22 protein-coding genes, 1 tRNA gene, 2 rRNA genes and 1 riboswitch are annotated in these 26270 nt (G+C 38.4%); of the genes, 16 read left to right on the forward strand and 9 right to left on the reverse strand.

Annotated features, from left to right (window positions below; translation table 11 throughout):
- The first annotated feature begins 149 nt into the window (after positions 1-149).
- The 7 genes from ACZLO7_RS02925 (at position 150) to tsaD (ending at position 6710) form a co-directional block, all read left to right on the forward strand.
- Positions 150-3079 (forward strand): 23S ribosomal RNA (locus tag ACZLO7_RS02925).
- 186 nt (positions 3080-3265) lie between these two features.
- Positions 3266-3381: ribosomal RNA gene (gene rrf, locus ACZLO7_RS02930) — 5S ribosomal RNA — on the forward strand.
- 485 nt (positions 3382-3866) lie between these two features.
- Positions 3867-3943: transfer RNA gene (locus ACZLO7_RS02935), tRNA-Asp, on the forward strand.
- A gap of 142 nt (positions 3944-4085) precedes the next feature.
- Positions 4086-4538, forward strand: coding sequence for a tRNA (adenosine(37)-N6)-threonylcarbamoyltransferase complex ATPase subunit type 1 TsaE (tsaE, locus tag ACZLO7_RS02940; RefSeq protein ID WP_464941376.1), 453 nt, complete (start codon positions 4086-4088; stop codon positions 4536-4538).
- Positions 4535-5236 (forward strand): tRNA (adenosine(37)-N6)-threonylcarbamoyltransferase complex dimerization subunit type 1 TsaB, encoded by a 702-nt coding sequence (tsaB, locus tag ACZLO7_RS02945; RefSeq protein WP_464941377.1) that lies wholly within the window; start codon positions 4535-4537, stop codon positions 5234-5236. Before tsaE ends, tsaB begins: the two co-directional genes overlap by 4 nt.
- 11 nt (positions 5237-5247) lie before the next feature.
- The gene (rimI, locus tag ACZLO7_RS02950; RefSeq protein ID WP_427754066.1) at positions 5248-5691 is read left to right on the forward strand and encodes a ribosomal protein S18-alanine N-acetyltransferase; all 444 of its coding nucleotides are present in this window, start codon (positions 5248-5250) and stop codon (positions 5689-5691) included.
- Positions 5691-6710: a tRNA (adenosine(37)-N6)-threonylcarbamoyltransferase complex transferase subunit TsaD gene (tsaD, locus tag ACZLO7_RS02955; protein ID WP_464941378.1), complete on the forward strand. Its 1020-nt coding sequence runs from the start codon at positions 5691-5693 to the stop codon at positions 6708-6710. The genes rimI and tsaD overlap by 1 nt, the downstream gene beginning before the upstream one ends.
- Positions 6711-7087: 377 nt before the next feature.
- On the opposite strand, the gene ACZLO7_RS02960 is transcribed toward tsaD, so the two are convergent.
- Positions 7088-9028: an ABC-F family ATP-binding cassette domain-containing protein gene (locus ACZLO7_RS02960; RefSeq protein WP_464941379.1), complete on the reverse strand. Its 1941-nt coding sequence runs from the start codon at positions 9026-9028 to the stop codon at positions 7088-7090.
- A 126-nt stretch (positions 9029-9154) separates the two neighbouring features.
- On the opposite strand from ACZLO7_RS02960, the gene ACZLO7_RS02965 reads away from it, so the two are divergent.
- The 3 genes from ACZLO7_RS02965 (at position 9155) to tatC (ending at position 10860) form a co-directional block, all read left to right on the forward strand.
- A complete protein-coding gene (locus ACZLO7_RS02965) occupies positions 9155-9793 on the forward strand; it encodes a redox-sensing transcriptional repressor Rex (protein WP_464941380.1) in 639 nt (212 codons plus the stop codon).
- An 81-nt stretch (positions 9794-9874) separates the two neighbouring features.
- Positions 9875-10069: a twin-arginine translocase TatA/TatE family subunit gene (locus ACZLO7_RS02970; protein WP_427754048.1), complete on the forward strand. Its 195-nt coding sequence runs from the start codon at positions 9875-9877 to the stop codon at positions 10067-10069.
- Positions 10070-10086: 17 nt separating this feature from the next.
- The gene (tatC, locus tag ACZLO7_RS02975) at positions 10087-10860 is read left to right on the forward strand and encodes a twin-arginine translocase subunit TatC (protein ID WP_464941381.1); all 774 of its coding nucleotides are present in this window, start codon (positions 10087-10089) and stop codon (positions 10858-10860) included.
- Positions 10861-10947: 87 nt separating this feature from the next.
- On the opposite strand, the gene ACZLO7_RS02980 is transcribed toward tatC, so the two are convergent.
- Positions 10948-11658: a CPBP family intramembrane glutamic endopeptidase gene (locus ACZLO7_RS02980; protein WP_464941382.1), complete on the reverse strand. Its 711-nt coding sequence runs from the start codon at positions 11656-11658 to the stop codon at positions 10948-10950.
- A 186-nt stretch (positions 11659-11844) separates the two neighbouring features.
- Here ACZLO7_RS02980 and groES point away from each other — a divergent pair, with 186 nt between their 5' ends.
- Together groES and groL are read left to right on the forward strand one after the other, a co-directional pair.
- Complete coding sequence (gene groES, locus ACZLO7_RS02985; RefSeq protein ID WP_038179465.1) at positions 11845-12129, forward strand: co-chaperone GroES; 285 nt, start codon at positions 11845-11847, stop codon at positions 12127-12129.
- A gap of 37 nt (positions 12130-12166) precedes the next feature.
- Complete coding sequence (groL, locus tag ACZLO7_RS02990) at positions 12167-13801, forward strand: chaperonin GroEL (protein WP_464941383.1); 1635 nt, start codon at positions 12167-12169, stop codon at positions 13799-13801.
- A gap of 251 nt (positions 13802-14052) precedes the next feature.
- Here groL and ACZLO7_RS02995 read toward each other — a convergent pair.
- Together ACZLO7_RS02995 and ACZLO7_RS03000 are read right to left on the reverse strand one after the other, a co-directional pair.
- A protein-coding gene (locus ACZLO7_RS02995) for an IS3 family transposase (protein ID WP_511261380.1) occupies positions 14053-15197 on the reverse strand; the annotation gives its coding sequence in 2 pieces (ribosomal slippage) (positions 14053-14924 and positions 14924-15197; 1146 coding nt in all).
- Positions 15198-15424: 227 nt separating this feature from the next.
- On the reverse strand, positions 15425-15742 hold the full coding sequence (locus ACZLO7_RS03000; RefSeq protein ID WP_464940184.1) for a DNA alkylation repair protein: 318 nt from the start codon (positions 15740-15742) through the stop codon (positions 15425-15427).
- A 656-nt stretch (positions 15743-16398) separates the two neighbouring features.
- Between ACZLO7_RS03000 and ACZLO7_RS03005 the strand changes: the two genes are divergently transcribed.
- Positions 16399-17103, forward strand: a complete 705-nt coding sequence (locus tag ACZLO7_RS03005; RefSeq protein WP_464940183.1) for a class I SAM-dependent methyltransferase — start codon at positions 16399-16401, stop codon at positions 17101-17103.
- A gap of 34 nt (positions 17104-17137) precedes the next feature.
- On the opposite strand, the gene ACZLO7_RS03010 is transcribed toward ACZLO7_RS03005, so the two are convergent.
- Positions 17138-17983: a DUF2268 domain-containing putative Zn-dependent protease gene (locus ACZLO7_RS03010; protein WP_464940182.1), complete on the reverse strand. Its 846-nt coding sequence runs from the start codon at positions 17981-17983 to the stop codon at positions 17138-17140.
- A 182-nt stretch (positions 17984-18165) separates the two neighbouring features.
- Between ACZLO7_RS03010 and ACZLO7_RS03015 the strand changes: the two genes are divergently transcribed.
- Positions 18166-18447, forward strand: coding sequence for a hypothetical protein (locus ACZLO7_RS03015; RefSeq protein WP_464940181.1), 282 nt, complete (start codon positions 18166-18168; stop codon positions 18445-18447).
- Positions 18448-18789: 342 nt separating this feature from the next.
- Here ACZLO7_RS03015 and ACZLO7_RS03020 read toward each other — a convergent pair whose 3' ends face one another.
- On the reverse strand, positions 18790-20187 hold the full coding sequence (locus tag ACZLO7_RS03020) for an alanine/glycine:cation symporter family protein (protein ID WP_464940180.1): 1398 nt from the start codon (positions 20185-20187) through the stop codon (positions 18790-18792).
- 555 nt (positions 20188-20742) lie between these two features.
- Here ACZLO7_RS03020 and cobT point away from each other — a divergent pair.
- A complete protein-coding gene (gene cobT, locus ACZLO7_RS03025; protein ID WP_464940179.1) occupies positions 20743-21804 on the forward strand; it encodes a nicotinate-nucleotide--dimethylbenzimidazole phosphoribosyltransferase in 1062 nt (353 codons plus the stop codon).
- A 206-nt stretch (positions 21805-22010) separates the two neighbouring features.
- Here the strand turns inward: cobT and corA are convergent, their stop codons facing one another.
- Complete coding sequence (gene corA, locus ACZLO7_RS03030; RefSeq protein WP_464940187.1) at positions 22011-22979, reverse strand: magnesium/cobalt transporter CorA; 969 nt, start codon at positions 22977-22979, stop codon at positions 22011-22013.
- Positions 22980-23339: 360 nt separating this feature from the next.
- A riboswitch (M-box (ykoK) riboswitch) is annotated at positions 23340-23511 on the reverse strand.
- Positions 23512-24146: 635 nt separating this feature from the next.
- Between corA and ACZLO7_RS03035 the strand changes: the two genes are divergently transcribed.
- Positions 24147-24311: a hypothetical protein gene (locus ACZLO7_RS03035; RefSeq protein ID WP_464940178.1), complete on the forward strand. Its 165-nt coding sequence runs from the start codon at positions 24147-24149 to the stop codon at positions 24309-24311.
- A gap of 193 nt (positions 24312-24504) precedes the next feature.
- Here the strand turns inward: ACZLO7_RS03035 and ACZLO7_RS03040 are convergent, their stop codons facing one another.
- Together ACZLO7_RS03040 and ACZLO7_RS03045 are read right to left on the reverse strand one after the other, a co-directional pair.
- The gene (locus ACZLO7_RS03040; RefSeq protein ID WP_464940177.1) at positions 24505-25221 is read right to left on the reverse strand and encodes a 3-ketoacyl-ACP reductase; all 717 of its coding nucleotides are present in this window, start codon (positions 25219-25221) and stop codon (positions 24505-24507) included.
- Between the two features lie 129 nt (positions 25222-25350).
- Positions 25351-26253: a LysR family transcriptional regulator gene (locus ACZLO7_RS03045; protein ID WP_464940176.1), complete on the reverse strand. Its 903-nt coding sequence runs from the start codon at positions 26251-26253 to the stop codon at positions 25351-25353.
- Positions 26254-26270: the final 17 nt, after the last annotated feature.

The following is a 26270-nucleotide window of genomic DNA, read 5'->3' on the forward strand; positions in this document are numbered from 1 at the left end:
CGATTAACGTCTTGCGTTCAGTTTTGAAGGCTCATTGTAAAATGATCTTCAAAACCTTGTTCTTTGAAAACTGGATAAAACGACATTGAAGCAAATTAAGTAACACATTTTTTATTATTAAGTTTTTTAGGCTTAATAACTAACTTTTAGGTTAAGTTATTAAGGGCGCATGGCGGATGCCTTGGCACTAGGAGCCGAAGAAGGACGGCACTAACACCGATATGCTTCGGGGAGCTGTAAGTGAGCTTTGATCCGGAGATTTCCGAATGGGGGAACCCACTGTTCGTAATGGAGCAGTATCTTGACGTGAATACATAGCGTCTTGATGGCAGACCCAGGGAACTGAAACATCTAAGTACCTGGAGGAAGAGAAAGAAAAATCGATTCCCTGAGTAGCGGCGAGCGAAACGGGAATAGCCCAAACCAAGAGGCTTGCCTCTTGGGGTTGTAGGACACTCTATATGGAGTTACAAAGGAATGAGTTAAACGAAGCGGTCTGGAAAGGCCCGCCAGAGCAGGTAACAGCCCTGTAGTTGAAAGTTCATTCTCTCTTGAGTGTATCCTGAGTACGGCGGAACACGTGAAATTCCGTCGGAATCTGGGAGGACCATCTCCCAAGGCTAAATACTACCTAGTGACCGATAGTGAACCAGTACCGTGAGGGAAAGGTGAAAAGCACCCCGGAAGGGGAGTGAAATAGATCCTGAAACCATGTGCCTACAAGTAGTTAGAGCCCGTTAATGGGTGATAGCGTGCCTTTTGTAGAATGAACCGGCGAGTTACGATTACATGCGAGGTTAAGTTTTAGAAGACGGAGCCGTAGCGAAAGCGAGTCTGAATAGGGCGAATGAGTATGTGGTTGTAGACCCGAAACCAGGTGATCTACCCATGTCCAGGGTGAAGGTAAGGTAACACTTACTGGAGGCCCGAACCCACGTACGTTGAAAAGTGCGGGGATGAGGTGTGGGTAGCGGAGAAATTCCAATCGAACCTGGAGATAGCTGGTTCTCTCCGAAATAGCTTTAGGGCTAGCCTCGTGATAGAGAATCCTGGAGGTAGAGCACTGTTTGAACTAGGGGTCCATCCCGGATTACCGAATTCAGACAAACTCCGAATGCCAGTGATTTATGCACGGGAGTCAGACTGCGAGTGATAAGATCCGTAGTCAAAAGGGAAACAGCCCAGACCACCAGCTAAGGTCCCAAAGTAATTGTTAAGTGGAAAAGGATGTGACGTTGCTTAGACAACCAGGATGTTGGCTCAGAAGCAGCCATCATTTAAAGAGTGCGTAATAGCTCACTGGTCGAGTGACGCTGCGCCGAAAATGTATCGGGGCTAAACAATTCACCGAAGCTGTGGATGGACATCTTAGATGTCCGTGGTAGGAGAGCGTTCTAAGTGCTGTGAAGTCAGACCGGAAGGACTGGTGGAGCGCTTAGAAGTGAGAATGCCGGTATGAGTAGCGAAAGACGGGTGAGAATCCCGTCCACCGAATGACTAAGGTTTCCTGAGGAAGGCTCGTCCGCTCAGGGTTAGTCGGGACCTAAGCCGAGGCCGATAGGCGTAGGCGATGGACAACAGGTTGATATTCCTGTACCACCTATTTACCATTTGAGCAATGGGGGGACGCAGTAGGATAGGGTAAGCATGCTGTTGGTTATGCATGTTCAAGCAGTGAGGCGTGAAATGAGGCAAATCCCATTTCTATAACGTTGAGCTGTGATGACGAGGACGTATGTCCGGAGTTCCTGATTTCACACTGCCAAGAAAAGCCTCTAGCGAGGTAAAAGGTGCCCGTACCGCAAACCGACACAGGTAGTCGAGGAGAGAATCCTAAGGTGTGCGAGAGAACTCTCGTTAAGGAACTCGGCAAAATGACCCCGTAACTTCGGGAGAAGGGGTGCTCTAGTAGGGTGAAAGCCCGAGAGAGCCGCAGTGAATAGGCCCAGGCGACTGTTTAGCAAAAACACAGGTCTCTGCAAAACCGTAAGGTGACGTATAGGGGCTGACGCCTGCCCGGTGCTGGAAGGTTAAGAGGAGTGCTTAGCGCAAGCGAAGGTGCGAATTGAAGCCCCAGTAAACGGCGGCCGTAACTATAACGGTCCTAAGGTAGCGAAATTCCTTGTCGGGTAAGTTCCGACCCGCACGAAAGGCGTAACGATCTGGGCACTGTCTCAACGAGAGACTCGGTGAAATTATAGTACCTGTGAAGATGCAGGTTACCCGCGACAGGACGGAAAGACCCCGTGGAGCTTTACTGTAGCCTGATATTGAATTTTGATACAGCTTGTACAGGATAGGTAGGAGCCAGAGATTCCGGAGCGCCAGCTTCGGAGGAGGCGTTGGTGGGATACTACCCTAGCTGTATTGAACTTCTAACCCATGCCCCTTAGCGGGGTAGGAGACAGTGTCAGGCGGGCAGTTTGACTGGGGCGGTCGCCTCCTAAAGAGTAACGGAGGCGCCCAAAGGTTCCCTCAGAATGGTTGGAAATCATTCGTAGAGTGTAAAGGCATAAGGGAGCTTGACTGCGAGACCTACAAGTCGAGCAGGGTCGAAAGACGGGCTTAGTGATCCGGTGGTTCCGCATGGAAGGGCCATCGCTCAACGGATAAAAGCTACCCCGGGGATAACAGGCTTATCTCCCCCAAGAGTCCACATCGACGGGGAGGTTTGGCACCTCGATGTCGGCTCATCGCATCCTGGGGCTGTAGTCGGTCCCAAGGGTTGGGCTGTTCGCCCATTAAAGCGGTACGCGAGCTGGGTTCAGAACGTCGTGAGACAGTTCGGTCCCTATCCGTCGTGGGCGTAGGAAATTTGAGAGGAGCTGTCCTTAGTACGAGAGGACCGGGATGGACACACCGCTGGTGTACCAGTTGTTCTGCCAAGGGCATCGCTGGGTAGCTATGTGTGGACGGGATAAGTGCTGAAAGCATCTAAGCATGAAGCCCCCCTCAAGATGAGATTTCCCATTACGCAAGTAAGTAAGATCCCTCAAAGACGATGAGGTAGATAGGTTCGAGGTGGAAGTGTGGCGACATACGGAGCTGACGAATACTAATAGATCGAGGACTTAACCAAATTTTACTTAACAAACTTCAATGTAATTTATCCAGTTTTGAGAGAACAAGTTCTCAAATAAGAGTTTCAAGACACGAGCAGTACGAGGAAATGAACGAATGAAAACCGGAATGTACTTTTGTACATGAGGATTTGAATGAGTAAAATTGACGAAGTAATGCGATGTGTATTGGAAGTCGAATATAGTCTAGTGATGATGGCAAAGAGGTCACACCCGTTCCCATGCCGAACACGGAAGTTAAGCTCTTTAGCGCCAATGGTAGTTGGGGGTTTCCCCCTGTGAGAGTAGGACGTTGCTAGGCACACTAAAGCACAACTGATTTAATCAGTTGTATTTTTTTATTTGTCTTAAATATATAAATTACGTGAAAGTCATGAATAGCAAAGATTTTTGTACGATCACAGGGATTTGGAATAGTAGAATCATGTCTATCTATTTAAAGGCTAATCTAAATGCTGAAATGTTATTAAAGAGTTTCAAAAGTATTACTTGGATGGAATTTCGTTATTTAAGACAGACGGAAATTTACAAGTTTTAAATAATACCCTTTATGGAGAGTTTATGTAATGTCATTATCGTGTCTATTAATGATTGTAGATTACTAATTTTTGATTTATTTTGGATCATAGTTAAAAATAACAGACAGTTTTAAGTAGTAGAAATGCTTGAATAGAGCCATATTAGCTAGAAAAAGTAAAAATATTTTATGTAAAAGTAATTTTTTTTATTAAATTCTATTGTCAAAGGCTAGATTACCTGATATAATAAATCTTGTCTTAAAGAAATGGTCCGGTAGTTCAGTTGGTTAGAATGCCTGCCTGTCACGCAGGAGGTCGCGGGTTCGAGTCCCGTCCGGACCGCCATTTACTTTTAAATTCAAATGTAAACACAGCTAATGTAGCTGTGTTATTTTTTTATGTCTAAAATTTTTTGCCCGTTCACTTTGAACATTTGCGGTGCTTTAGGTAAACTATAGTTAATGTAAGTTTGAGAGGATAAGGTTGAATGACAATTGAGATATTGGTTAATTCATTAGAAGAAACAAAAAGTCTTGCTTTGAAACTGGCTGCTTTGCTGGAAGCACAAGATGCAATTACACTCGAAGGAGATCTTGGCGCAGGTAAGACGACTTTTACACAGTCTTTGGCTAAAGGATTGGGAATTACACGTACAGTAAATAGTCCAACCTTTACGATTTTAAAGCAATATGAAGGTAGGTTGCCATTCAATCATTTAGATGTCTATCGACTAGCTGATAGCGATGAGGATTTAGGCTGGGATGAGCTATTTTTCGGTGATGCTGTATCTGTAATAGAATGGGCTCACCTTATTGAACAAGATCTGCCTGCTGAACGTCTAGGGATTGAAATCCATCGAATAGATGAGAATAAAAGACGATTTTTATTGAAACCAATCGGTAAGCGTTATGAACGATTGTGTGAGGAGTTAATGAAATGATTTGGTTAGGATTAGATACATCGAATTCCCCGCTAGCTGTAGCAATTGTAAAAGATGGTCAAGTTGTTGCGGAGGAAGTAGCGAATATTAAATTAAATCATTCAATTGGGGCGATGCCTGCAATTGAGCGATTGTTTGAAAGAACGAAGATAAAACCGGCTGAAGTTGATGCAATTGCAGTTGGTGAGGGTCCAGGTTCTTATACAGGTGTGCGCATTGGTGTTACGATTGCTAAGACACTTGCTTGGACGTTGAAAAAACCACTAGTTGGTATTTCTAGCTTAAAGCTCTTAGCGGCAAATGCAGTACTTTATAATGGAGTTGTATGCTCTATTATTGACGCGAGAAGGCAAAATGTCTATGCAGGTGCTTATAATACGTCAGCAAGTCTTACGTCAGTAGTTGAGGATGGGCATTATAGCTTGCAGGGATTACTTGAAAAATTAAAGGACCTAAATGTACCTGTGATGTTCGTTGGACATGATGTGGATTTATTTTGGGAGTCAATTCAAGTTCAACTAGGAGATCATGCAGTACGTGCTCCTTTTACACTGGATCTGCCTAGTGCTAGTCAGCTAATCCGATTAGCTTCACAACAGGAATTACCTGATATTGAAGCAGTACATTCATTTGTACCTCAGTATCGTCGTATAGCTGAGGCTGAGGCAAATTGGATAAAAGAGCAGAAAGGTCAGTAATAGGTGAAACGATGATTACTTATCGAGAGATGACAGTGGCGGATGTACCAGCAGTGCATGCAATTGAAGTCGAAGTATTCCCATCACCGTGGACGATGGATTCTTTTTATCATGAAATGACTACAAATACACAAGCTACCTATGTTGTTGCTGTGGACGACACAGAGCAAATTGTAGGGTTTTGTGGCATGTGGATTGTATTAGATGAAAGTCAGATTACAAATGTGGCAGTAACGGCATCTGCTAGAGGTTTAGGAATAGGTGAAGGGCTAATGCGTGAAGCAATTCGTATTGCTCGTGAACGGGCAGTTGTGGTCATGAGTTTAGAAGTACGTGTTACAAACACAGTTGCCCAAAATCTTTATCGTAAACTTGGCTTTCAAAATGGTGGTATCCGTAAAGGCTACTATACAGATAATCAAGAGGACGCTCTTGTCATGTGGGTGAATTTATAATGGAAAATCGATATATATTAGGAATCGAAAGTAGCTGTGATGAAACGGCAGCTTCTATTGTCAAAAATGGATGTGAAATTGTATCGAACGTAGTGGCATCTCAAATTGAGAGTCATAAACGTTTTGGTGGTGTGGTACCGGAAATCGCTTCAAGACATCATGTAGAGCAAGTGACACTAGTGATTGAAGAGGCATTAGCGCAAGCAAATATGCAACCAGAGGATTTGGATGCGGTTGCTGTAACTGAAGGTCCTGGATTAGTTGGAGCACTTTTAATCGGCATTAATGCAGCGAAGGCTTTTGCATTTGCCAATGGCCTACCATTAATAGGTGTACATCATATTGCAGGGCATATATATGCGAATGCTTTAATGCAACCGATGGAATTTCCTTTACTTGCTCTAGTCGTATCTGGTGGACACACTGAACTTGTTTTAATGAAGGAGCATGGCTCATTTGAATTGATTGGAGAAACACGTGATGATGCTGCAGGAGAGGCTTATGATAAGGTGGCTCGCGTATTGAATATTCAATATCCAGGTGGTCCTCATATTGACCGTATGGCGCATGAGAGTGATGAAGCAGTTAAATTCCCTCGAGTTTGGTTGGAAGAGGATTCATATGATTTTAGTTTTAGTGGTTTGAAGTCTGCAGTGATTAACTATAAACATAACGCAGAGCAACGAGGTATCGAGGTGAATCCATTACATGTTGCAAAAGGGTTCCAAGATAGTGTTGTAGAAGTGTTAACAGCAAAAACATTACGTGCGGCGCGTCAGTTTAATGTGAAGCAAGTAATTGCAGCTGGTGGCGTTTCAGCTAATAAAGGTCTGCGCAAATCATTAGAAGAAACATTTACAAATGAAGGTATTCCTTTTTACGTGCCACCACTTAAACTATGTACAGATAACGCAGCGATGATTGCTGCTGCAGGTACATTTATGTTTGAAGCTGGAAAGCGTAGCGATATGGGAATGAATGGGCGCCCGGGTATGGAACTAGTATCGTGGCATGAATAATTTTACTTCTATTTATTAAAACTAAATTGTGTATAAGAAAAGATTACTTTCGTCAGAAAGTGATCTTTTTTTCATAAAATGGGAACACAGGATGAAAAATGCGAACATCCGTACTTATGCACAATTTGTGGATAAGTTGTGGATAATATGTGTGTTTTCAACATATAGTATTGTCTTTTGCACATATAAATGTGTGTAAAATAAATTTGTATTGTTAATAATGTGTATAACTATATGAATCTATTGAAAATAAAGGAGTTATAATGTGTATAACCCTGTGGAGAAAATATCGGTGAAATTTCTACTTGACCTATATATGGGACATGAATTGTTCTTAAACGACAAAAACCGCGTGCTCATCGACACGCGGTTTCCTCTTAAAATATTTCAAGTTGTTCGTTTAGTTCAAGCCATTCCATTTCAGCTGTTTCGTGTCCCTCTTTGGTTTCATCAAGCTGATGTTGAAGGGCCATCACTTTCTCATGATCTGGGAAGATTTCTGGATCACACAGCTGCTCTTCTATAACACGGATTTGCTCTTCATAGTTCGCCATGCTGCCTTCAATTTCTTCGATTCGACGACGAATTTGACGTTCTTTCTTTTTCGCTTCCTTATCAATTTTACCCCCTGTAGTCACTTTTACTGGAGCTTGTTCTTTAGGAAGAGGCATTGCGGCAAGCTTTTCAGCTGCTAATTCTTCTAATTCTTTTTTCTTCTCTAAAAAATAATCATAATCCCCCAAATATTCAAAGCTTCCATCAGCTGCTAAATCAATAACCTTTGTCGCTATACGATTAATGAAATAACGGTCGTGTGATACGAATAGTAATGTGCCTGGATAATCGATGAGCGCATTTTCTAATATTTCTTTACTATCTAAGTCTAAATGGTTCGTAGGTTCATCAAGAATAAGGAAATTACATTTTTGAAGCATTAGTTTGGCAAGTGCTAGTCGTGCTTTTTCACCACCTGATAAATCTTGTACGATTTTACCAACGTCATCACCAGTGAATAGGAAGCGGCCCAGTACTGTGCGAATGTCTTTTTCATTCATCAATGGCCATTCATCCCAGAGCTCTTTTAGAACGGTTTTATTGCTAGTGAGCTTGGCTTGTTCTTGATCATAATAACCGATTTGAATATTCGTACCATAATGAATGTCCCCCGCTAGCAATGGTTTGTCCTTCACAATAGTTTTAAGTAGAGTAGATTTACCAACTCCATTTGGTCCAACAAGTGCGATACGATCTTCACGGAAAATACGCATATTAATATGTTGCGATACTAATTTCCCGTCATATCCAACTGCCACATCATTTACTGCCATGACATCATTCCCACTTTGTCGGTCGATGCCAAAAGTAAATGTAGCTGATTTTTCATCGCCATCAGGTGAATCCATCCAATCCGTTTTCTCCAGCACTTTACGACGGCTTTGAGCCATTTTAGTCGTTGAAGCACGAGCGATGTTTTTTTGGATAAAGACTTCTAATTTTGCCTTTTCATCTTGTTGTTTTTCGAATATTTTCATATCACGTTCATAGTTTTTCGCCTTCTCATCTAAATAGCGACTGTAGTTACCTGTGAACTTTGTGACATGATGACGAGAAACTTCGTACACAATAGATACAACTTGGTCCAAGAAATAGCGGTCATGTGATACGATTAAAATAGCGCCGTCATAATTTTTTAAATAGTTTTCAAGCCAGCTTAATGTTTCGATATCTAAATGGTTTGTCGGTTCATCCAAAATTAGCAAATCAGGCTTAGTTAAAAGAAGCTTTGCAAGTGCAAGGCGCGTACGCTGTCCACCAGAAAGAGCTGAAATATACTTATCATAATCAGCTGGGTAGAATTGCATACCATGCAATACGGAGCGTGTATCTGCTTCGTATTGATAGCCACCTTGCTCTTTAAAATCATGCTGCAACTGATCGTACTCAGCCATCACCTTGGCATAATTTTCTGCATCCTCATAAACTGCTGGATCAGCCATTTTATGCTCTAAGTTCCGTAACTGCTGTTCTTGTTTTTTTATTGGTTCGAAAATAGTCATCATTTCTTCCCATATAGTAAGAGAAGATTCTAAACCAGCATGCTGTTCTAAATATCCTAGACGAACATCCTTTGGCATAATGATATCGCCAGAATCATAAGAAAGCTGACCCGCTATAATTTTCAGTAATGTAGATTTACCAGCGCCGTTACGGCCAACAAGTGCAACACGATCTCGATGCTGTACTTCTAGCTTAACGCCACTTAAAATTTCATCCGCAATGTAAGATTTATATAATTGATTGACTTGTAAAACAATCATTTTAGACACCTCAGTTCAATCTTAGTTTATCGGATTGCGCAGAAGGGTGCAATGAGATAACTTTACAGGAGTTCAATCGTCATGTAATATTGAAACGATTTCGGATTGATTGCAGGAGGAAACTGTGTGAAACAAGAATCAACTAAAATTCCACAAGCTACGACAAAAAGGCTTCCTCTCTATTATCGATTTATTCAAAATTTCGCTAAAGCAGGGCAGGAACGCGTTTCTTCAAGAGAATTAAGTGAAGCGATGAAAATTGATTCTGCGACCATTCGTAGAGATTTTTCTCATTTTGGAGCACTAGGAAAAAAAGGTTACGGTTACGATGTTCAAAAAATGCTAGCGTTTTTTAGAAATATTTTAGATCAAGATGAGAGAATGAATGTAGCCCTTATAGGGGTAGGGAATTTAGGAAACGCCTTTTTGAAATATAATTTTCAAAAAAACCATAATACAAAAATTGTCGTTGCATTTGATACAAAAGCGCCAATAGAAGGTAAAATTATAAGTGGTATACCTGTTTACCATCCTGATGCGTTGGAGGACAAGTTTGTTGAATACGGAGCAGAGCTTCCTATTTTAACAGTCCCATCACGTTCTGCTCAGATGATGACGGATCGTCTAGTGAAGATGAATGTACGAGGTATATTAAACTTTACACCGATTAGAATAGCAGTACCAGATTCAATCCGGGTGCATACGATTGACTTATCTATCGAGTTACAAACGCTAATATACTTCATGCGAAATGATGAAGAATAACTCGAAATATTCACATTTATAAAATAGCATAATTGAGCGAAATGAGTTAAAATAAGAGCATATTATGAGGAGGTGTCTGGTATGGGAATTGGCCCAGGGAGTGCTATTATCATTGGGATCGTAGCCCTACTTATTTTCGGACCGAAGAAATTGCCTGAGCTTGGAAAAGCAATGGGTTCTACTCTCCGCGAATTCAAAAACGCTACTAAAGGTTTAGCAGATGACGAAGATGATTCAAAAAAAGTCATCGAAACTAAAAAAGTAGAAGAAAAATAAGTTAGGATGTTAGTTGGATGAACAATAATGAACTAACGATTATCGAACATATAGAAGAATTAAGAAAACGGTTATACATTGTTGCCGTTTTCTTTGTTATTAGTGTTATCGGTAGCTTCTTTTTAGCGGAACCGTTAATCCACTTTTTACAATTTAATAGTGAAGAAGCACAACAGCTACAATTACATTCATTTAAAGTAACAGATCCGGTAAAGGTCTATTTTCAAGTTATTTTCATTCTATCTGTTGTCATGACATCACCTGTTATTTTATATCAGATTTGGTCATTTATCAGTCCAGGTTTATATGAAAAAGAACGTAGAGTAACATTGAGCTATATTCCTTACAGTGTATTACTCTTCTTAGGTGGCGTAGTCTTTTCTTATGAGGTATTATTCCCTTATATTATTAAGTTTATGATGCAAATGTCTATGGAATTAGATGTTCAGCAAACTATAGGAATCAATGAATATTTCCAGTTTTTAATGCATATAACATTGCCATTTGGAGTCATCTTCCAATTGCCAATAGTGGTTTTATTCCTTACACGTTTAGGTATAATCACACCAATGATGTTGGCTAAAGTACGGAAGTTTGCGTACTTTATCTTACTAGTCATTGCTGCTATCATTACACCGCCAGATATTATGTCTCATATGTTTGTAACATTACCACTTTGTGTTTTATATGAAATTAGTATCCTTATTTCTCGTGCAGGCTACCGCAAGTATTTAAAAGCGGAACAGCAACGTCAAATTGAATTAGCAAACAATCCTTCGGCTGATGAATAATCAGTAGAGGGATTTTTTTATAAAAAAATGAGTTATAGATAGAACTGAATATAAGAAAAGCCTACTCAAACGAGTAGGCTTGCAATCTTATTGTCCTAAAAACTTCATAAGGTCATCTTGATATAGCTGTACTAATGTCACAAAGCCATTTAACATCATATGAGCAATAATTGATGTAATAATACGTTGTGTCTTATGGTATAAAAACGCGAATATAAAGCCCGAAATTGCATACAGTATTATGTGTGAAAAGTCGAAGTGGATAACAGCAAAGACAATTGCACTTACAGCGGCAGCGATAAAGAAATTAGTTTTTTGGAAAATTGAACCGAAAATAACACGACGGAAGATAAATTCCTCTAAAATCGGTCCAAACAGTACGATACCTATAATAGCTACTGGAGCCACATCTGCAATTTCAATTAAATTGGCTGTATTTTCTGAGCCAGTTTTAATACCTAAACTTTGTTCGATAAGAGCACCAACTGTTTGCCCAAAGAATACGAGGAAGAATCCGATTAGACCCCAACCAATTGACATAGGAATAGATGCTTTTTCCCCTTTAAAGACTTGCCAAAAACCTTTGTCACGCCCTACAAGAATGAGTGAAATAATTAGAGCGGTACCCATACTGATGAAAATCCACCAACCCTGGGTCATCAGAACAGCTGTTTTTAAACTAAGGTCAGGATTCATTTTCTGTATTAACCTAAGAAGCGGTTTCAAAAAAAGAATAGATGACAGTTGCATAATAATGTAGACAATCAAAACGAAAAATGCGGTTTTCTTTGATTTCAAATTTAAAATCCTCTCTTAAAAAAGATACTACCTCTATTGTAGAATACTCGCTTTCGAAAACAAAATAATTTATGCTTCTTACTTGCAAAAAAAGATGGAATTCTTTATTATAAGAATTGTGTTAGCACTCATTGCTTAAGAGTGCTAATAAAATATAAATTCCACATTTCTAGGAGGTTGTTTCACTTGTTAAGACCATTAGGTGATCGCATTATTATCGAATTAGTCGAAGTAGAAGAAAAAACAGCATTCGGCATCGTTCTTCCAGACTCTGCAAAAGAGAAACCTCAGGAAGGTAACGTTATCGCAGTAGGTACTGGCTTCTTGACTGACAGTGGTACAACAGTTCCACTTAACGTAAAAGAAGGAGACCGCGTTATCTACTCTCAATACGCTGGTACAGAAGTAAAATACGAAGGTAAAGAATATTTAATTTTACGCGAAAGCGATATTTTGGCTATTATCGGCTAATAACTGAAACTAAAAACTATTTAGGGGGTACGCATCAATGGCAAAAGATATTAAATTTAGTGAAGAAGCACGCAGCTTAATGCTTCGCGGTGTAGATAAATTAGCAGACGCTGTTAAAGTAACATTAGGACCTAAAGGACGTAACGTTGTTCTAGAAAAATCTTTCGGTTCACCACTAATCACAAACGATGGTGTGACAATCGCAAAAGAGATCGAGTTAGAAGATCCATACGAAAATATGGGTGCAAAACTTGTATCTGAAGTAGCTTCTAAAACTAACGAAATCGCTGGTGACGGTACTACCACTGCAACAGTTCTTGCGCAAGCAATGATCCGTGAAGGATTGAAAAACGTTACAGCTGGTGCTAACCCAGTCGGCATCCGTAAAGGTATCGACAAAGCAGTTGCTACAGCTATTACAGAACTACAAACTATTTCTAAACCAGTTGAAAACAAAGAAGCGATTGCTCAAGTAGCAGCTATCTCTGCAGCTGATGAAGAAGTTGGCGAATTAATCGCAGAAGCTATGGAACGCGTTGGTAATGACGGCGTTATCACAATCGAAGAATCAAAAGGCTTCACTACTGAACTTGACGTAGTAGAAGGTATGCAATTCGATCGTGGTTATGCATCTCACTACATGGTGACTGATACAGATAAAATGGAAGCTATTCTAGACAACCCATACATCTTAATCACTGACAAGAAAATCGCTAACATTCAAGAAATCTTACCAGTACTTGAACAAGTTGTTCAACAAGGTAAACCACTTTTAATCATTGCTGAAGACGTAGAAGGCGAAGCACTTGCTACATTAGTAGTAAACAAACTTCGTGGTACATTCAATGCAGTAGCAGTTAAAGCTCCTGGATTCGGTGACCGTCGTAAAGCATTATTAGAAGATATCGCAATCTTAACTGGTGGACAAGTAATCACTGAAGATATCGGTTTAGACCTTAAACAAACTTCAATCGATATGCTTGGTCGCGCAGCGAAAGTTGTTGTAACTAAAGACCATACTACAGTAGTAGAGGGCGCTGGCGAAATCGGTTCAATCGAAGCTCGCGTAGGCCAAATTCGTGCACAATACGAAGAATCTACTTCTGAATTTGATAAAGAGAAATTGCAAGAGCGCCTTGCTAAATTAGCTGGTGGTGTAGCAGTTATTAAAGTTGGTGCTGCAACTGAAACAGAACTTAAAGAACGCAAACTACGCATTGAAGATGCTCTAAACTCAACTCGCGCAGCGGTACAAGAAGGTATTGTAGCTGGTGGTGGTGTTGCACTAGTAAGCATCTACAATAAAGTAGCTGAAGTAGCTACAGCAAACGAAGGCGACGTAGCAACTGGTGTTAAAATCGTTCTTCGCGCTCTTGAAGAACCAGTTCGTCAAATCGCTAACAACGCAGGTCTTGAAGGTTCAATCATCGTAGACCGCCTAAAACGCGAAGAAAACGGCATTGGTTTCAACGCAGCAAACGGCGAATGGGTTAACATGATCGAAGCTGGAATCGTAGACCCAACTAAAGTAACTCGCTCAGCACTACAAAACGCAGCATCTGTAGCAGCTCTATTCTTAACTACAGAAGCAGTAGTAGCAAACATTAAAGAACCAGCAGCTCCTGCTATGCCTGATATGGGCGGTATGGGCGGCATGGGTGGCATGATGTAGGGTTCGCACGATGCGAATCACGTAACCGTTGCGACAGGACGTCGCGAACTTAGGTTACGTTCCTCCTTACCATTGTGGTAAGACATCACGTACGCTTTCACTGCGCTAAATGCGCTTTTCAAAGTAAAAAACACAAGGCACTATCTAACCTTGTGTTTGTAAGACCCTAGCATTAGAGTACTCATCTACTAAAAAGAAACCCCCTCATTGATTGGCACTGAGTATCGTTTTTGAGACAATAAGAAAACACCTTATTTTGCAGCCAGTTGACGGTATTGTACCGGCGACTGGCTGTTTAATTTCGTTTTAATCCGGATATTGTTATAATAATAAATGTATTCTTCGACCATATTTATTACGCGTGCATTTGTCGTGCGGTAAATTTCGTCGAGGTAGAACGTTTCAGACTTTAGCGAGGAGTGAAACGTTTCGATTGGGGAATTATCAACGGGCGTGCCTTTACAAGACATGCTCATGGTAATTCCCTTTTCTTTGATTGTTTTTTGATATACATAAGATGTATATACAGATCCTTGATCACTATGCAGAATGCAGCCCTCTGGTAAATTAGGTAATTGATTGAGCGTATCTAAAACAAAGGCTGTATCTTGCTTAGACCCAATGGTTTGTGCAATAATCTCGCCATTAAACAGATCTAATATACTTGAAAGATACATCATGGTTTGTCCAAAAGGCAAGTAGGTAATATCTGTTACGAGCTTCTCTAATGGTTTTGTTGCACTAAAATCGCGAGCTAATAAATTTGGAGCGATGTAAGCTGGTTGGCCCGTACGTTTACGTTTCTTTACTTTTACACGGCACTGCCAGTTATATTTTTGCATCACACGTTGCACCGTTTTCTCACTAATACCTATTAATGATTTTGTGATTTTTCGATAACCGTATCTAAATTTGTGTAGCTTGCACAAGTTACCAATTTGTTGGTCTCTAAGCTCCTTTGGTGTTTGCGTATGAACTTTTGCTTTCCAACGATAGTAAGACGAACGGGCAACTCCTAAATGAAGACAGATTTCACCAATTGACATACTTCCTTTTAACTCCTCCACTAATTGAACTACGACTCTTGAGACCACTTCCTCTCCAACTCTGTGTACTTTTTTAATACTTCAATCTGTTGTTTTAGATAACGATTTTCAGCTTGTAACTTTGCGGTTTCACTTCCATATTCAGGTCCTTTACCGAAGGTATATTGTTTACCCACTGGCTGTTCAAGCCGATGTAATTCGCCATTTCGATACCATTTCAACCATGTTTTTAATTGACTGTGATTACGAATATTCAACTCTTCTAATACTTGCTTTACAGGAATCCCAGCTAATCTCATCTCAATTGCCTTCATTTTAATTTCTACTGAATAACTGACTCTTGTCCCCATAGAAAAAACACCTCCGCGTTGGTTTTAAAGGTAGGATACCCATTTTTTCAACGAAAGGTGTTTTTATTTGTCTCATATTTTTAGGTCAGTGCAATTCTTAAGTGAATTGGTGAGGGGTTTCTTTTGCTTTTTAGAAAGGCGGGATATTTTTGCTAGTTTATTTTAAATTTGAAGGGTATATGGTTGAATTGTGAAAAGAGGAATTCAATTAAAATGTATTTCAAAATCTAAGGCTGACCGAACTGATTTTGTGCAAACTGTCCATTAGGATTGACTGCTGTTTGTGACGGTGAAGTTACCTCTCCGAATTTTAAGTGTTTAGCAGTAGCGATAAAGCTTTGCTCATCTTCTATTAAACCACATGCTCCACAATGAACACGCAATCCACTCCCATTGTATTGTATTTGCAGTTGCTCCGAATTATCGTATTGTTGGATAATCTCCCCGCTCTTTGGATCTAATTTTACATAAACAGGGGTCTGTTCAATAATAGCAAAGCGAGTACGGTTAGTTCGACATTGTGGGCATAAATACGGTTGACTCATAATTTTAACTCATCCTTTCATTTGGATTCCATATTATCTTCCTACAAGAGCTTATCATTTATTCAAAAATGTGAACCTCACTCAAAAAAAATACCTTTTTGAAAAAGGCAGGAATTCCTAGAACAAATAAGCAGTGGAATACTGCTTCAACTCTTCTATATATTCACCATCAACAATCCTTATCCAGGTTTCCGATTATTCAATAAAGAATGGATGTATTACATTTTTAAGGATTCTAAATTACAGAAAAATAGCAAAGCAGATAAAATATAATCCGTACCAAAAGTTTAATACTCTAAATTTTTAGCGTCGGTTTCTTATGAAAGAAAAAGCAACCCTGCAATCAACAATCCTTATCCAGGTTTCCGATTATTCGATAAAGAATGGATGTATTACATTTTTAAGGATTCTAAATTACAGAAAAATAGCAAAGCAGATAAAATATAATCCGTACCAAAAGTTTAATACTCTAAATTTTTAGCGTCGGTTTCTTATGAAAGAAAAAGCAACCCTGCAATCATCATTGCGAGGTTGCTTTTTGCATATCAAAAATTATTTACTACGATGTAATAATTTCAGTAAGTGCTTACTCTATACATCTACATATCTAAAGAGCGTGCATACTATAATCTTATAAAAAATAGGAGGGATATCAAGTGTCTAACGCTTACTTAGACTTATTGGCTTACTTTGGAATTGGTGGTGCACATCCTGGCGGGTTTAATCTAACCCAATCTATATTAGATAATGAAAGCATTCAACCGAATGAATTGGCGCTGGATGTAGGTTGCGGTACAGGGCAGACGTCAGCTTTCTTGGCGAAACGATATCATTGCCATGTGACTGCAATAGATAAACATCCAATTATGATAGAAAAAGCAATGGAACGATTTAAGAATGATCCTGCCAAAGTTAATGTAATGGAAGGAGACGCTCAATATTTAAACTTTAAGGATGACTCCTTTGATTTCATCATAGCTGAGTCCGTTATAGTGTTTACGGATATTGAGAAGACATTACATGAACTTGCTAGAGTTTTGAAAAGTGGTGGAAGGTTAATCCTTCTTGAAATGACAGCTGAACAGAACCTATCGGAAGAATTACAGAGAAAAGTATGCAACTTATATGGCATCAAAGAAATTATAAGTGAAGAAGAATGGCGGATAAAGATACAGCAAGCTGGATTTACTCGTATTGAAATAATCGATACACCATCTGAAATTAGCCCAAGTGAAATAGAAGATATCAATCAATCGGATAACATAAAAAAAGAGCTCTATGATTTATGGGAAGAGCATAACGAATTAATCCCTCTTTACCGTCATATCATCGGTTACCGTGCTTTTAAATGCTATTTCTAACTGAAATTATAAAATTGAAATGGTGTTCTTACAGTTACTCTTCAATTGCAAATTTGGAACCGGCAATTATTTCGTCAGAGGATTTATAGTATAATTCCCCTTTTTGAAAAGGGCCGTGATTCTTTTGATAGCTATCGACGATTTGAAAGCCTAGATGATACCCAATCCATTTTGGGAGTGGACTTCTAGTTTTACCATATAAAAAAGGGTAGTGATTTTTTATGTCTTGAACGTTTAAAGAAGGTACAAAGCGTCGTTTCCATATAGCAGAAGCATCTTCAAATGAGTAGAGATTGACCCAAGGACCTAGCCACTTTTCACCATACAAATCTTTTACTGCATATTCTCCAAGCCCTTCAATTATGATTGAATCTTTCAACGTGATTTTATCCGAAGGCAAATCTAAATATTTTAGTCGACAAACATGATTATATTCATGGGCCAATAATGCTTTTAGCTCTTTAGTCGGAAGATCTACTGATACGAATAAAAATAATGCTCCACTATATGCTACACCGTTTTTAATGGGGGTTTGTTTTCGTGATTCCATATTTGCGTTTTTTATAGGGAAAATATAGATTGAAACCTTTGGACCCTTCCATAGCCTCCGTAAATACTGATATTCATCCTCGACTATTCGCCAAACTTTTTGTTCTTCTAATTTCTTTACGGTGCTTTTTAAGTCAGTCCATTCATATGGCTCAAAAAGTCCATAATTCTGAAGTTCATATTGCCAGACTTCTTTATTGGCTTTAGGTTTTAATCCCTCGAGTGGTCCGCATAGTGTCTCACATTGTATGTAAGATGCCCCTTTACCAGACTTCTCTTCACATAGTTCAATAAATTCATAAAGCCAAGGTTGCGTTTTTATTACTGACATCTATCTCATCCTTTTAGTTTTGATGTCTTTTAGTATATGTATTGGACGCCTCATTGTTTTTAATAAATATAAATTGTTACTAATCTGTTTTTCTTTAGACGATTGTCCATTGCGAGGATTTATTACTCCCATATACTAGCAGAGCATACGTGTATGTAAATAGTAGGGAGAGGGGGATTGAAATGAGTCGAGTATATAATCAATGTTGTAGTTTTCATGGGAAAACAGTGAGAATTAATTGTCACGATGGTAAAGTCCATGTTGGTAGAATTACTAGAGTTGATAGAGATATGGTCTGGATCCAACCTGCTGGTGGGTTAGGTGGATTTGGTCAGGGATTCTTTGGAGATGGTGGATTTGGATTCAACCGTGGATTTGGATTTAGACGTGGATTTGGTTTTGGATTCGGTATAGCTCTTGGTGCAATTGCTGGGATTGCATTAGTTTCGGCATTTTTCTGGTAAAACAAATTCTACCTTACTATAAACAATTACACTATTTCACAAGCATAGTATAACTTCCATTAATCTATCTCTTGTACATTAAAAAGAGAAATGGGGCAAACACTTGCTTTGGCTGAATAACAAGGCCATAAAATGGGGAGTAAATAGAACTGCACTCAATTGTTAGATGCAAACTGACAATTGAAGGTGCAGTTTTTTGTGCATAAGTACTTTCGTTGCAGGTTCTGGAAGTCGCAAGGGTAATTCAAAATCTCCAGAGATTTTCATTCATTTGCACAAAAATAATAAATTATGTTTTTGCATTTAAAAAAACGTGCAAGCAAATGCTGCACGTTTTCATCTTTATCTATCTTCTTCTTCCCAACATTCCGTATTTTTTAATCCCGGAATTGATTTTGCATAGAATGATGGGTTTTCACCTTTTTTACGTTGCTTCGTAAAGTCATCTAACACACGGAAAGCTACTCTTCCTAGTAAGATAATGATGATAATATTTAACATGGCCATTAGCCCCATAAATAAATCGGCTAAGTTCCAAACAAGTGATACATGTGCTACAGAACCGAACATAACCATGCCTAGAACTACTAAACGGTAACCAGTTAACCACCCTTTATGTGCGTTCATAAATTCGATATTTGTTTCACCGTAATAGTAATTACCCACAATTGAACTAAATGCGAAGAAAATAATCGCAATTGCTATAAAGTATGGAGCCCAACTCCCTACATGTACAGCGAAAGAATTTTGAGTTAGGACGATCCCGTCATTTGCACCAGTTGAATAAAGACCCGCCAAAATAATAATGAAGGCAGTGGCAGAACAAATAACAATTGTATCAAAAAATACGCCTAGACTTTGAACAAGCCCTTGTTTTGCAGGATGTGAAGTACTTGCAGTGGCTGCTGCATTTGGTACACTCCCCATACCAGCTTCATTTGAGAATAAACCTCGGCGTACACCTTGCATAATTGCAACACCAATAGCTCCTCCAGCTGCTTCTTTAAAGCCGAATGCCTGTGATAAAATCAGGTTAAAGACTCCTGGTATTTCGGACAAATTAGTCCCGACAACGTAAAGAGCAATGAGTAGATAGAAGATGGCCATTACGGGTACAATTACTTGTGTAACTTTCACAATTCTATGTACGCCACCAAAAATAATCATAGCAGTTAACACGACTAATATTATCCCAATGATATAAGGAGGGATATTAAATGCTTCACCTACAGAAGTAGCAATCGTATTGGACTGCACTGCATTAAAGATAAAGCCAAAACTTAATGTTAAAAGAATACTAAAAACGATTGCCAGTTTACGTTGACCTAACGCTTTTTCCATGTAATAAGCAGGTCCACCACGGAAAGAGTTACCATCTCTTACTTTGTAAACCTGTGCAAGTGTACTTTCAATAAATGCAGTTGCCATTCCGATAATGGCAATTATCCACATCCAGAATATAGCTCCAGGTCCACCTACACCGATAGCTAGTGCAACTCCTGTTATATTCCCTGTACCTACACGAGAAGCTGTACTAATAGTAAAAGCCTGAAACGCGGAAACGCCCTCGTCTTTTTCCTTTTTCTCCATTATCAAACGGAACATTTCGCCAAACATACGAAATTGTACAAACTTAGTCCCAAGTGTAAAATACAATCCAGCACCTAGTAATAATACGATTAATATATATTTCCATAAAACATTATTTGTTTCATCAACTATATTACCGATCCACTCCATTTACCTGCCTCCTTTATTGCATACCTCTAAGTTTATAACATTATTTAATAAACAATCAACTTAAAAAGGAAAATAAGTGCTGTTGCATACGACTTGACTTTTTGACTCATAGAATAATATTAAAGTCATAAAGAACGATAATTTTATGTTGTATACGAACCAATCTTTCAAGAGTAGCTTAATATACTTAAATGTTTTTTGCTAATTAGTATTGCTTTTCTTCATATATAAACACATTTCTATTGGATTAGTTTATGTAAACTTCAATCTTGTACACACTTACTAGCCATGTAAGTAACTCTTAGAGAAATGTCCTCGACCTATCTAGTTTTTTTACAAGGGTTAGGTTTTAGCCCTTTTATAGTACATTTTGTAACTTTAATTGGTTGCTGCAGAGGTATGTACTTTTCATAAGAACCCCCCCATATATAGAGACCTTCATTGTGTTTGTTGTTAATATATGGAATAATTATAGTGTGATAATGACTATGAGTTTGTTTCCAATGGATACATGAGCCTTATCCAAGTCAATTAAACAGAAAGTTGGGAGAAATAATGATCGAAGTGGACATACCTTTACTGAATAAAGAAGCTGGAGAAAAGGCAGAGAAGTACATAGCAACATTAACAAAACCACTAGGAAGCTTAGGTAGACTGGAGGATATTGCAATTCACCTTGCTGAAATAACAGGGAATCTAACGTTGGACATAACACCGCCCGGCATCATCGTATTTGCTGCTGATCACGGAGTTGCGAAAGAAGGTGTATCCGCATTTCCACAGGAAGTGACGATTCAGATGGTGTCAAATATTGTGCAAGGTGGTGCAGCGATTAGTGTATTCGGTAGACAAATCGGTGCCACTATTAAAGCGGTTGACGTTGGTGTAAATGGAGATGTAACAGAGGAGAAAGTGATTCATAGAAAAATTCGAAAAGGTACTGGCAACTTTCTCACTGAATTAGCTATGACAAAGGCAGAAGCAGAAAAAGCTATTCTAATCGGTTATGAAGAAACACTTCAATTAATCGAAAAGGGTGTGAAGTGTCTAATTGTTGGTGAGGTGGGTATTGGCAACACAACATCAAGCAGTGCGGTACTTGCTGCCATAACTGGTGCAGATATTGCAACAATTGTGGGGGTAGGATCTGGAATTTCCACTGAACAGCATAAACGAAAAATTGCAGTTGTACGTGATGCTATCAGCCTGCATCAGCCCAATTCAGCAAATGCCATTGATATTCTGTCAAAAGTGGGAGGACTTGAAATGGCTGCAATGGCAGGGGCAATGCTTGCAGCAGCAGAAAGACGTGTCCCTATTTTGTTGGATGGTTTTATCTGTACCGTCTCTGCATGTCTCGCAAAATTGATTGCTCCTACAGTTGCGGATTATATGATTTTATCGCATGAATCAGTAGAGCCTGGACATCAAACGGCGATTAAATATTTACAGAAAAAATCCTTGGTACAATTGAATCTGCGCCTAGGTGAAGGAACTGGTGCAGCCATCGCTTATCCAATTTTACAGTCTGCAGTCCATATGATAAATGAAATGGCTACATTCGAAAGCGCTGGAGTATCGGGTAAAGAAGAAACTGAAAAAACAATAAATCAATAGATAATAGGTGCCAGTTTCCCAGCGTAAAACAACCCCGTCATCAGTTCGGTCCTGAATTAATGACGGGGTTTTTATATGAGCGGAAAATTACTATTAATAACTTATGAAACAGCCTTCAACCCAGCCATCCCAAGACAACCGGAGTATGGTAGAGGTATGGAATCAGCCTCTAGTTTCATTATTATTAGTTGAAATGTAATAATACTTTAACTAATAATTTTCTTGAAAAATACCCACATGCCCCACGTAAAGGTTATTAAAAATACAAAAATAACTACTGTAGTAAACCATGTATCCTGAAATGGTAAAGGCACATTCATACCAAAAAAGCCTGTAATAACTGATAAAGGTAACATAATGGTGGATATAACCGTAAGCAGATTTAGCTGTTCAATTGACTTTGCACTAATTATAGAATAATACGTATCTAAGGCACTGTTAACTAAGTCTCTGTAAGTTTCTGTAGATTCTACAATTTGTTCTAAATGATCATTTAAGTCTTTATAAAAAGGTATGTTTTCCGCTTGAATATCAAATTGCCACTTCCCATTCACTTTCGAAAAGATTCTTCTTTGTGGCATAATACCTTGGCGAATTAAAATGATAGCTCTTTTAAGTGCAAGAAACTCTTCTGTAACTTTCTTTGGCTTGTGGTCATACATTTCATCTTCTAGTTCATCTATACGGGTTCTAATTCGATCTAAAACAGGAAAATATTCATCCGTAATTCCATCAATTATTGTGTGTAGCAATAAATCAGCACCCTTACTCATAAACCTCGGACTTTCTGAACAAATGGTTTCCATTTGTTTTAGCCATTTTAATTTTTGATTATGAATCGTGACAACATAGTTGGAGCCTACAAAAATATTTAACTCTACGGTTGAAATCTCATTTTCGCCTTTTTCATTATATAGAGGGGCATGAAAAACGAAAAATTTATAATCTCCGTAACTATCCATCTTTGGCCGTGAATCCCCATGCATACAATCTTCAATAGCTAGTGGGTGGAATTTAAATATTTCAGCTACTTCATGTAGCTCGTTGTTCTGATAATCATATACATCAATCCATAATAAATCGTCTTGATTAGTTAAGTGATCGTCAATCTTTGTAAAATCAAAATTATGCTCTATCTCTTTATTCCCGTGTTTGTAAAGATATGTTTTTATCATCATAAATTCTCCTCGTATTTTATTACCTAAGGACATGGATCGATGTGTAAGTAAGGGCATTCATATTTAGCCCCGCTGTTTTGTGCGGGCAAAACAACAGATTCGGCGTGACTCCAGTACCTTTCAAACCACCAAATTAAAACGTAGTTTTATGATTTGCAAGGTTGTCATCATTATGCACCTTTCACGAATTCGATTTCCCATAAGGCGATAAGAAATCGGCTATCCAGTTTCTTTTTTTACATATGTCCGATGTTCGCTCACCGGAATCAGGATTGCTGTCCATTTCTCATCACCTCCTTAAAATAATAAAAAGCACCCTCAACGAAGAAGGGTGCTCAATACATTTATACATGATTGAATAAGCCTCTTTCGTAGAGCTTTAGCACTGTATGACATAGGATAGAAATATCAATCCAGCTACATTAAAAACCACCTTAATTCGATGGTTCCTGTTGACCCATTGGCGTCTTTGGACGTTTCTGGGCAGCAGCATATCTTCATATAGGAGCCTCACCTAACGAGGAATATCTTTTGTTTTCTAATATGACTAGAAGCATAGCAGTAAAAAAATAAACTGTCAACTTATAATTTTAAGATAATATAGCACGCCTTTTTTATTTATCTCATGTGAATAAACCATCAATCCGACTGATCTAGAGGTGTTAATTTGCTTTGTAATAGCAGATGATTTTTGATCAAGTCCCGTATCAATTTATAAGTTATGTATAGGTTTTAATATTACTTTAAAATAATAGTTTAAATATTGGTTAAATGCATGGAAAGGAATATCCGAAACAAGGAGGATTATATTAATAGTATAAAGAAATTGGAAGAAACCCAGCTATTGCTGCAAGGTTACTTCTTTATTCATCTTCTCGTAATTCCTTATTAGATAAAATATTGTTATGTAGAAATAATATTTAACCACACAAAGAAACTTCGTAATAGTAATTATAACAATACCTATAATTCCAAAATTCTAATCGTACCCTTAGTTAATAACACAGTTAGCAAAGGAGGATTTCTTAATTAGGAAAAGGGTTTTTCTAAGTTAAAAATGAGTTCATAAAATTTATCTTTAAGCTTAGGGATTGTTGAAATGTTTTATCGCATAATCCATTTTCCCTTGGATAGACTAAAATTACAGAAAGGATGAGTGATTAGATGGAAGAAAACAAATTTGCCCAGCTTGACCATAAACAATTGAAAGAACTTAATGAAATGGAAGAGAAACTAGGCGTCACATTGATTGCCTATGATTCATCTGCATCTCCAACTAATATGTCAACATCCTTGAATACGGCTTCTACTGAAATAAATCCATCCTAGTAATAGAATTATCCCATTCTTCAAGGGTAAGGGTTCATTCTTAAAAATTGAAGCAGAAAATTTATTTAACCCCCTCACCTTATAAAAAAAGGTTAGGAGCTTTTCAATCAGTAAGTCCGCATAATAATTAGTTATATTATAAAAAAAAGAGACTAGCATTTTAAAGCGCTAGTCTCTTTTTTACTTTTAATACTTATGGATTTGTTGACCATAAACCAGCTGATTTTAGAAGGACTCTTGGATGCAATTTAAGCTGGGCAACCATGAAGTCTGCGATATCCTCTGGTTGCATTACTTTATCTGGGTTACCATCAGTTAAATTCAGTTCAACAGCCATATCAGTAGCAACTGTACTTGGTGTTAGAGTGCTAACACGAATATTGTGTTTTCTTACTTCAAGCATTAATGATTCACTTAGGGCAATAACAGCAGCTTTTGAAGCACTGTATGCACTAGTAACAGGTGCGCCTTTTTGACCAGCTGTTGAAGAAATATTAATGATATCTCCAGTTTGACGTTCAATCATTTCTGGAAGCACAGCACGTGTAATGTAGTATACACCCATTACATTTACTTGAATGATTTTCGCCCATTCTTCTGGATCGAGTTCAAGGAAGTTTCCGAATTTAGAAATACCAGCACTATTCACTAAAATATCGATAGCGCCAAGCTCTCCGCGAATTTTTTCGACGGCTGCATTCGCTTCATTGATATTCGATACATCACCAGTTGCAATGGCTACTTTCACTCCGTATTCTTTTAGTTCAGCTACTACATTCTCTAAATTTTCAAGAGTGCGTCCAATTAAGCCGATGTTAATGCCTTCTTTTGCAAAAGCAATTGCAGTAGAACGCCCAATTCCACGTCCTCCACCAGTAATAAGAGCTGTTTTACCATTAATATTTTGCATGTGAATCTCTCCCTACCATTTTCTAAAATCGTACAATTAAATAATTTAGTATTCATATATGTTACCTTTACCAAATGAAAAAGTATATTATTTTGCTTTATAGTCCGTTGTTTACCGGTGTAAGATATATTAATTAGTAGCTTTGTGAACACATGCTAAATTGTGAATTACTTTCTTTACAAACTCATCAACTTTACTGTCTAATCGAGACTTAGGGTATACGAGCTGAATCTTTCGGTCTAGCGTAATATCATTCAATTCTTTTTTGAGTAATGTTCCTGATTTTAATTCTTCATCCATAAGAGCAACAGATAGAAATGCTAATGTTTTACCGTAAGTTAACATCTTTTTAATGGTACTCACTGAATCTAGTTCAATTATATAGATGGATGGTGCGTAAGGATCCAACCATTTTTCAATGAAATGATTGGTTGAACTTGAAGAGGTGTGCAAAAGTATTTTGTTTTGAAGGACATCTGATTTTGAGATGTCTTTTTTTGTTGCAAGTTCATGAGCGGGACTTAATGCAAGAACGAGAGAATCTTCACCAATAGTTTCATAAATTAGTGCGGGATCTTCTTGCTTTGTTTCCATTATAAGCCCGAAATCTAGTTCTTGAAGTATTAACTGCTTTTCGATTTCTGGAGCTGTTTTTACTTCCAGAGAGATTCGTATATCTGGATAAGCTGTTGAAATTTGATCGATAATATCAGGCATGAAAATATGTGCGGGTAAACCGCTGGCGCCTAAACGAATTGAGCCAATATTACCCACTATTAGGTTTTCAAAAAATTGGTGCATATCTTTTTGTAACTGGACGATTTGACGCGCATAGTGATAGAGTCCTTCTCCTGCCTCAGTTAAACGATAGCCTCCAGCATTCGTACGAAATAATCGTACACCATATTCTTCTTCAATTGAACGAATATGAAAGGATACTGTAGGCGCAGTAATACCTAGCTCTTTAGCGACAGGTGCTAGTTTTTTATAATTCACGAGCAAGCAGAATGCCTGTAATTTAAGATTCTTCATTTTATCCCCCTGAAGTA

The sequence above is a fragment of the Viridibacillus sp. d25.2 genome (genome assembly GCF_055456015.2).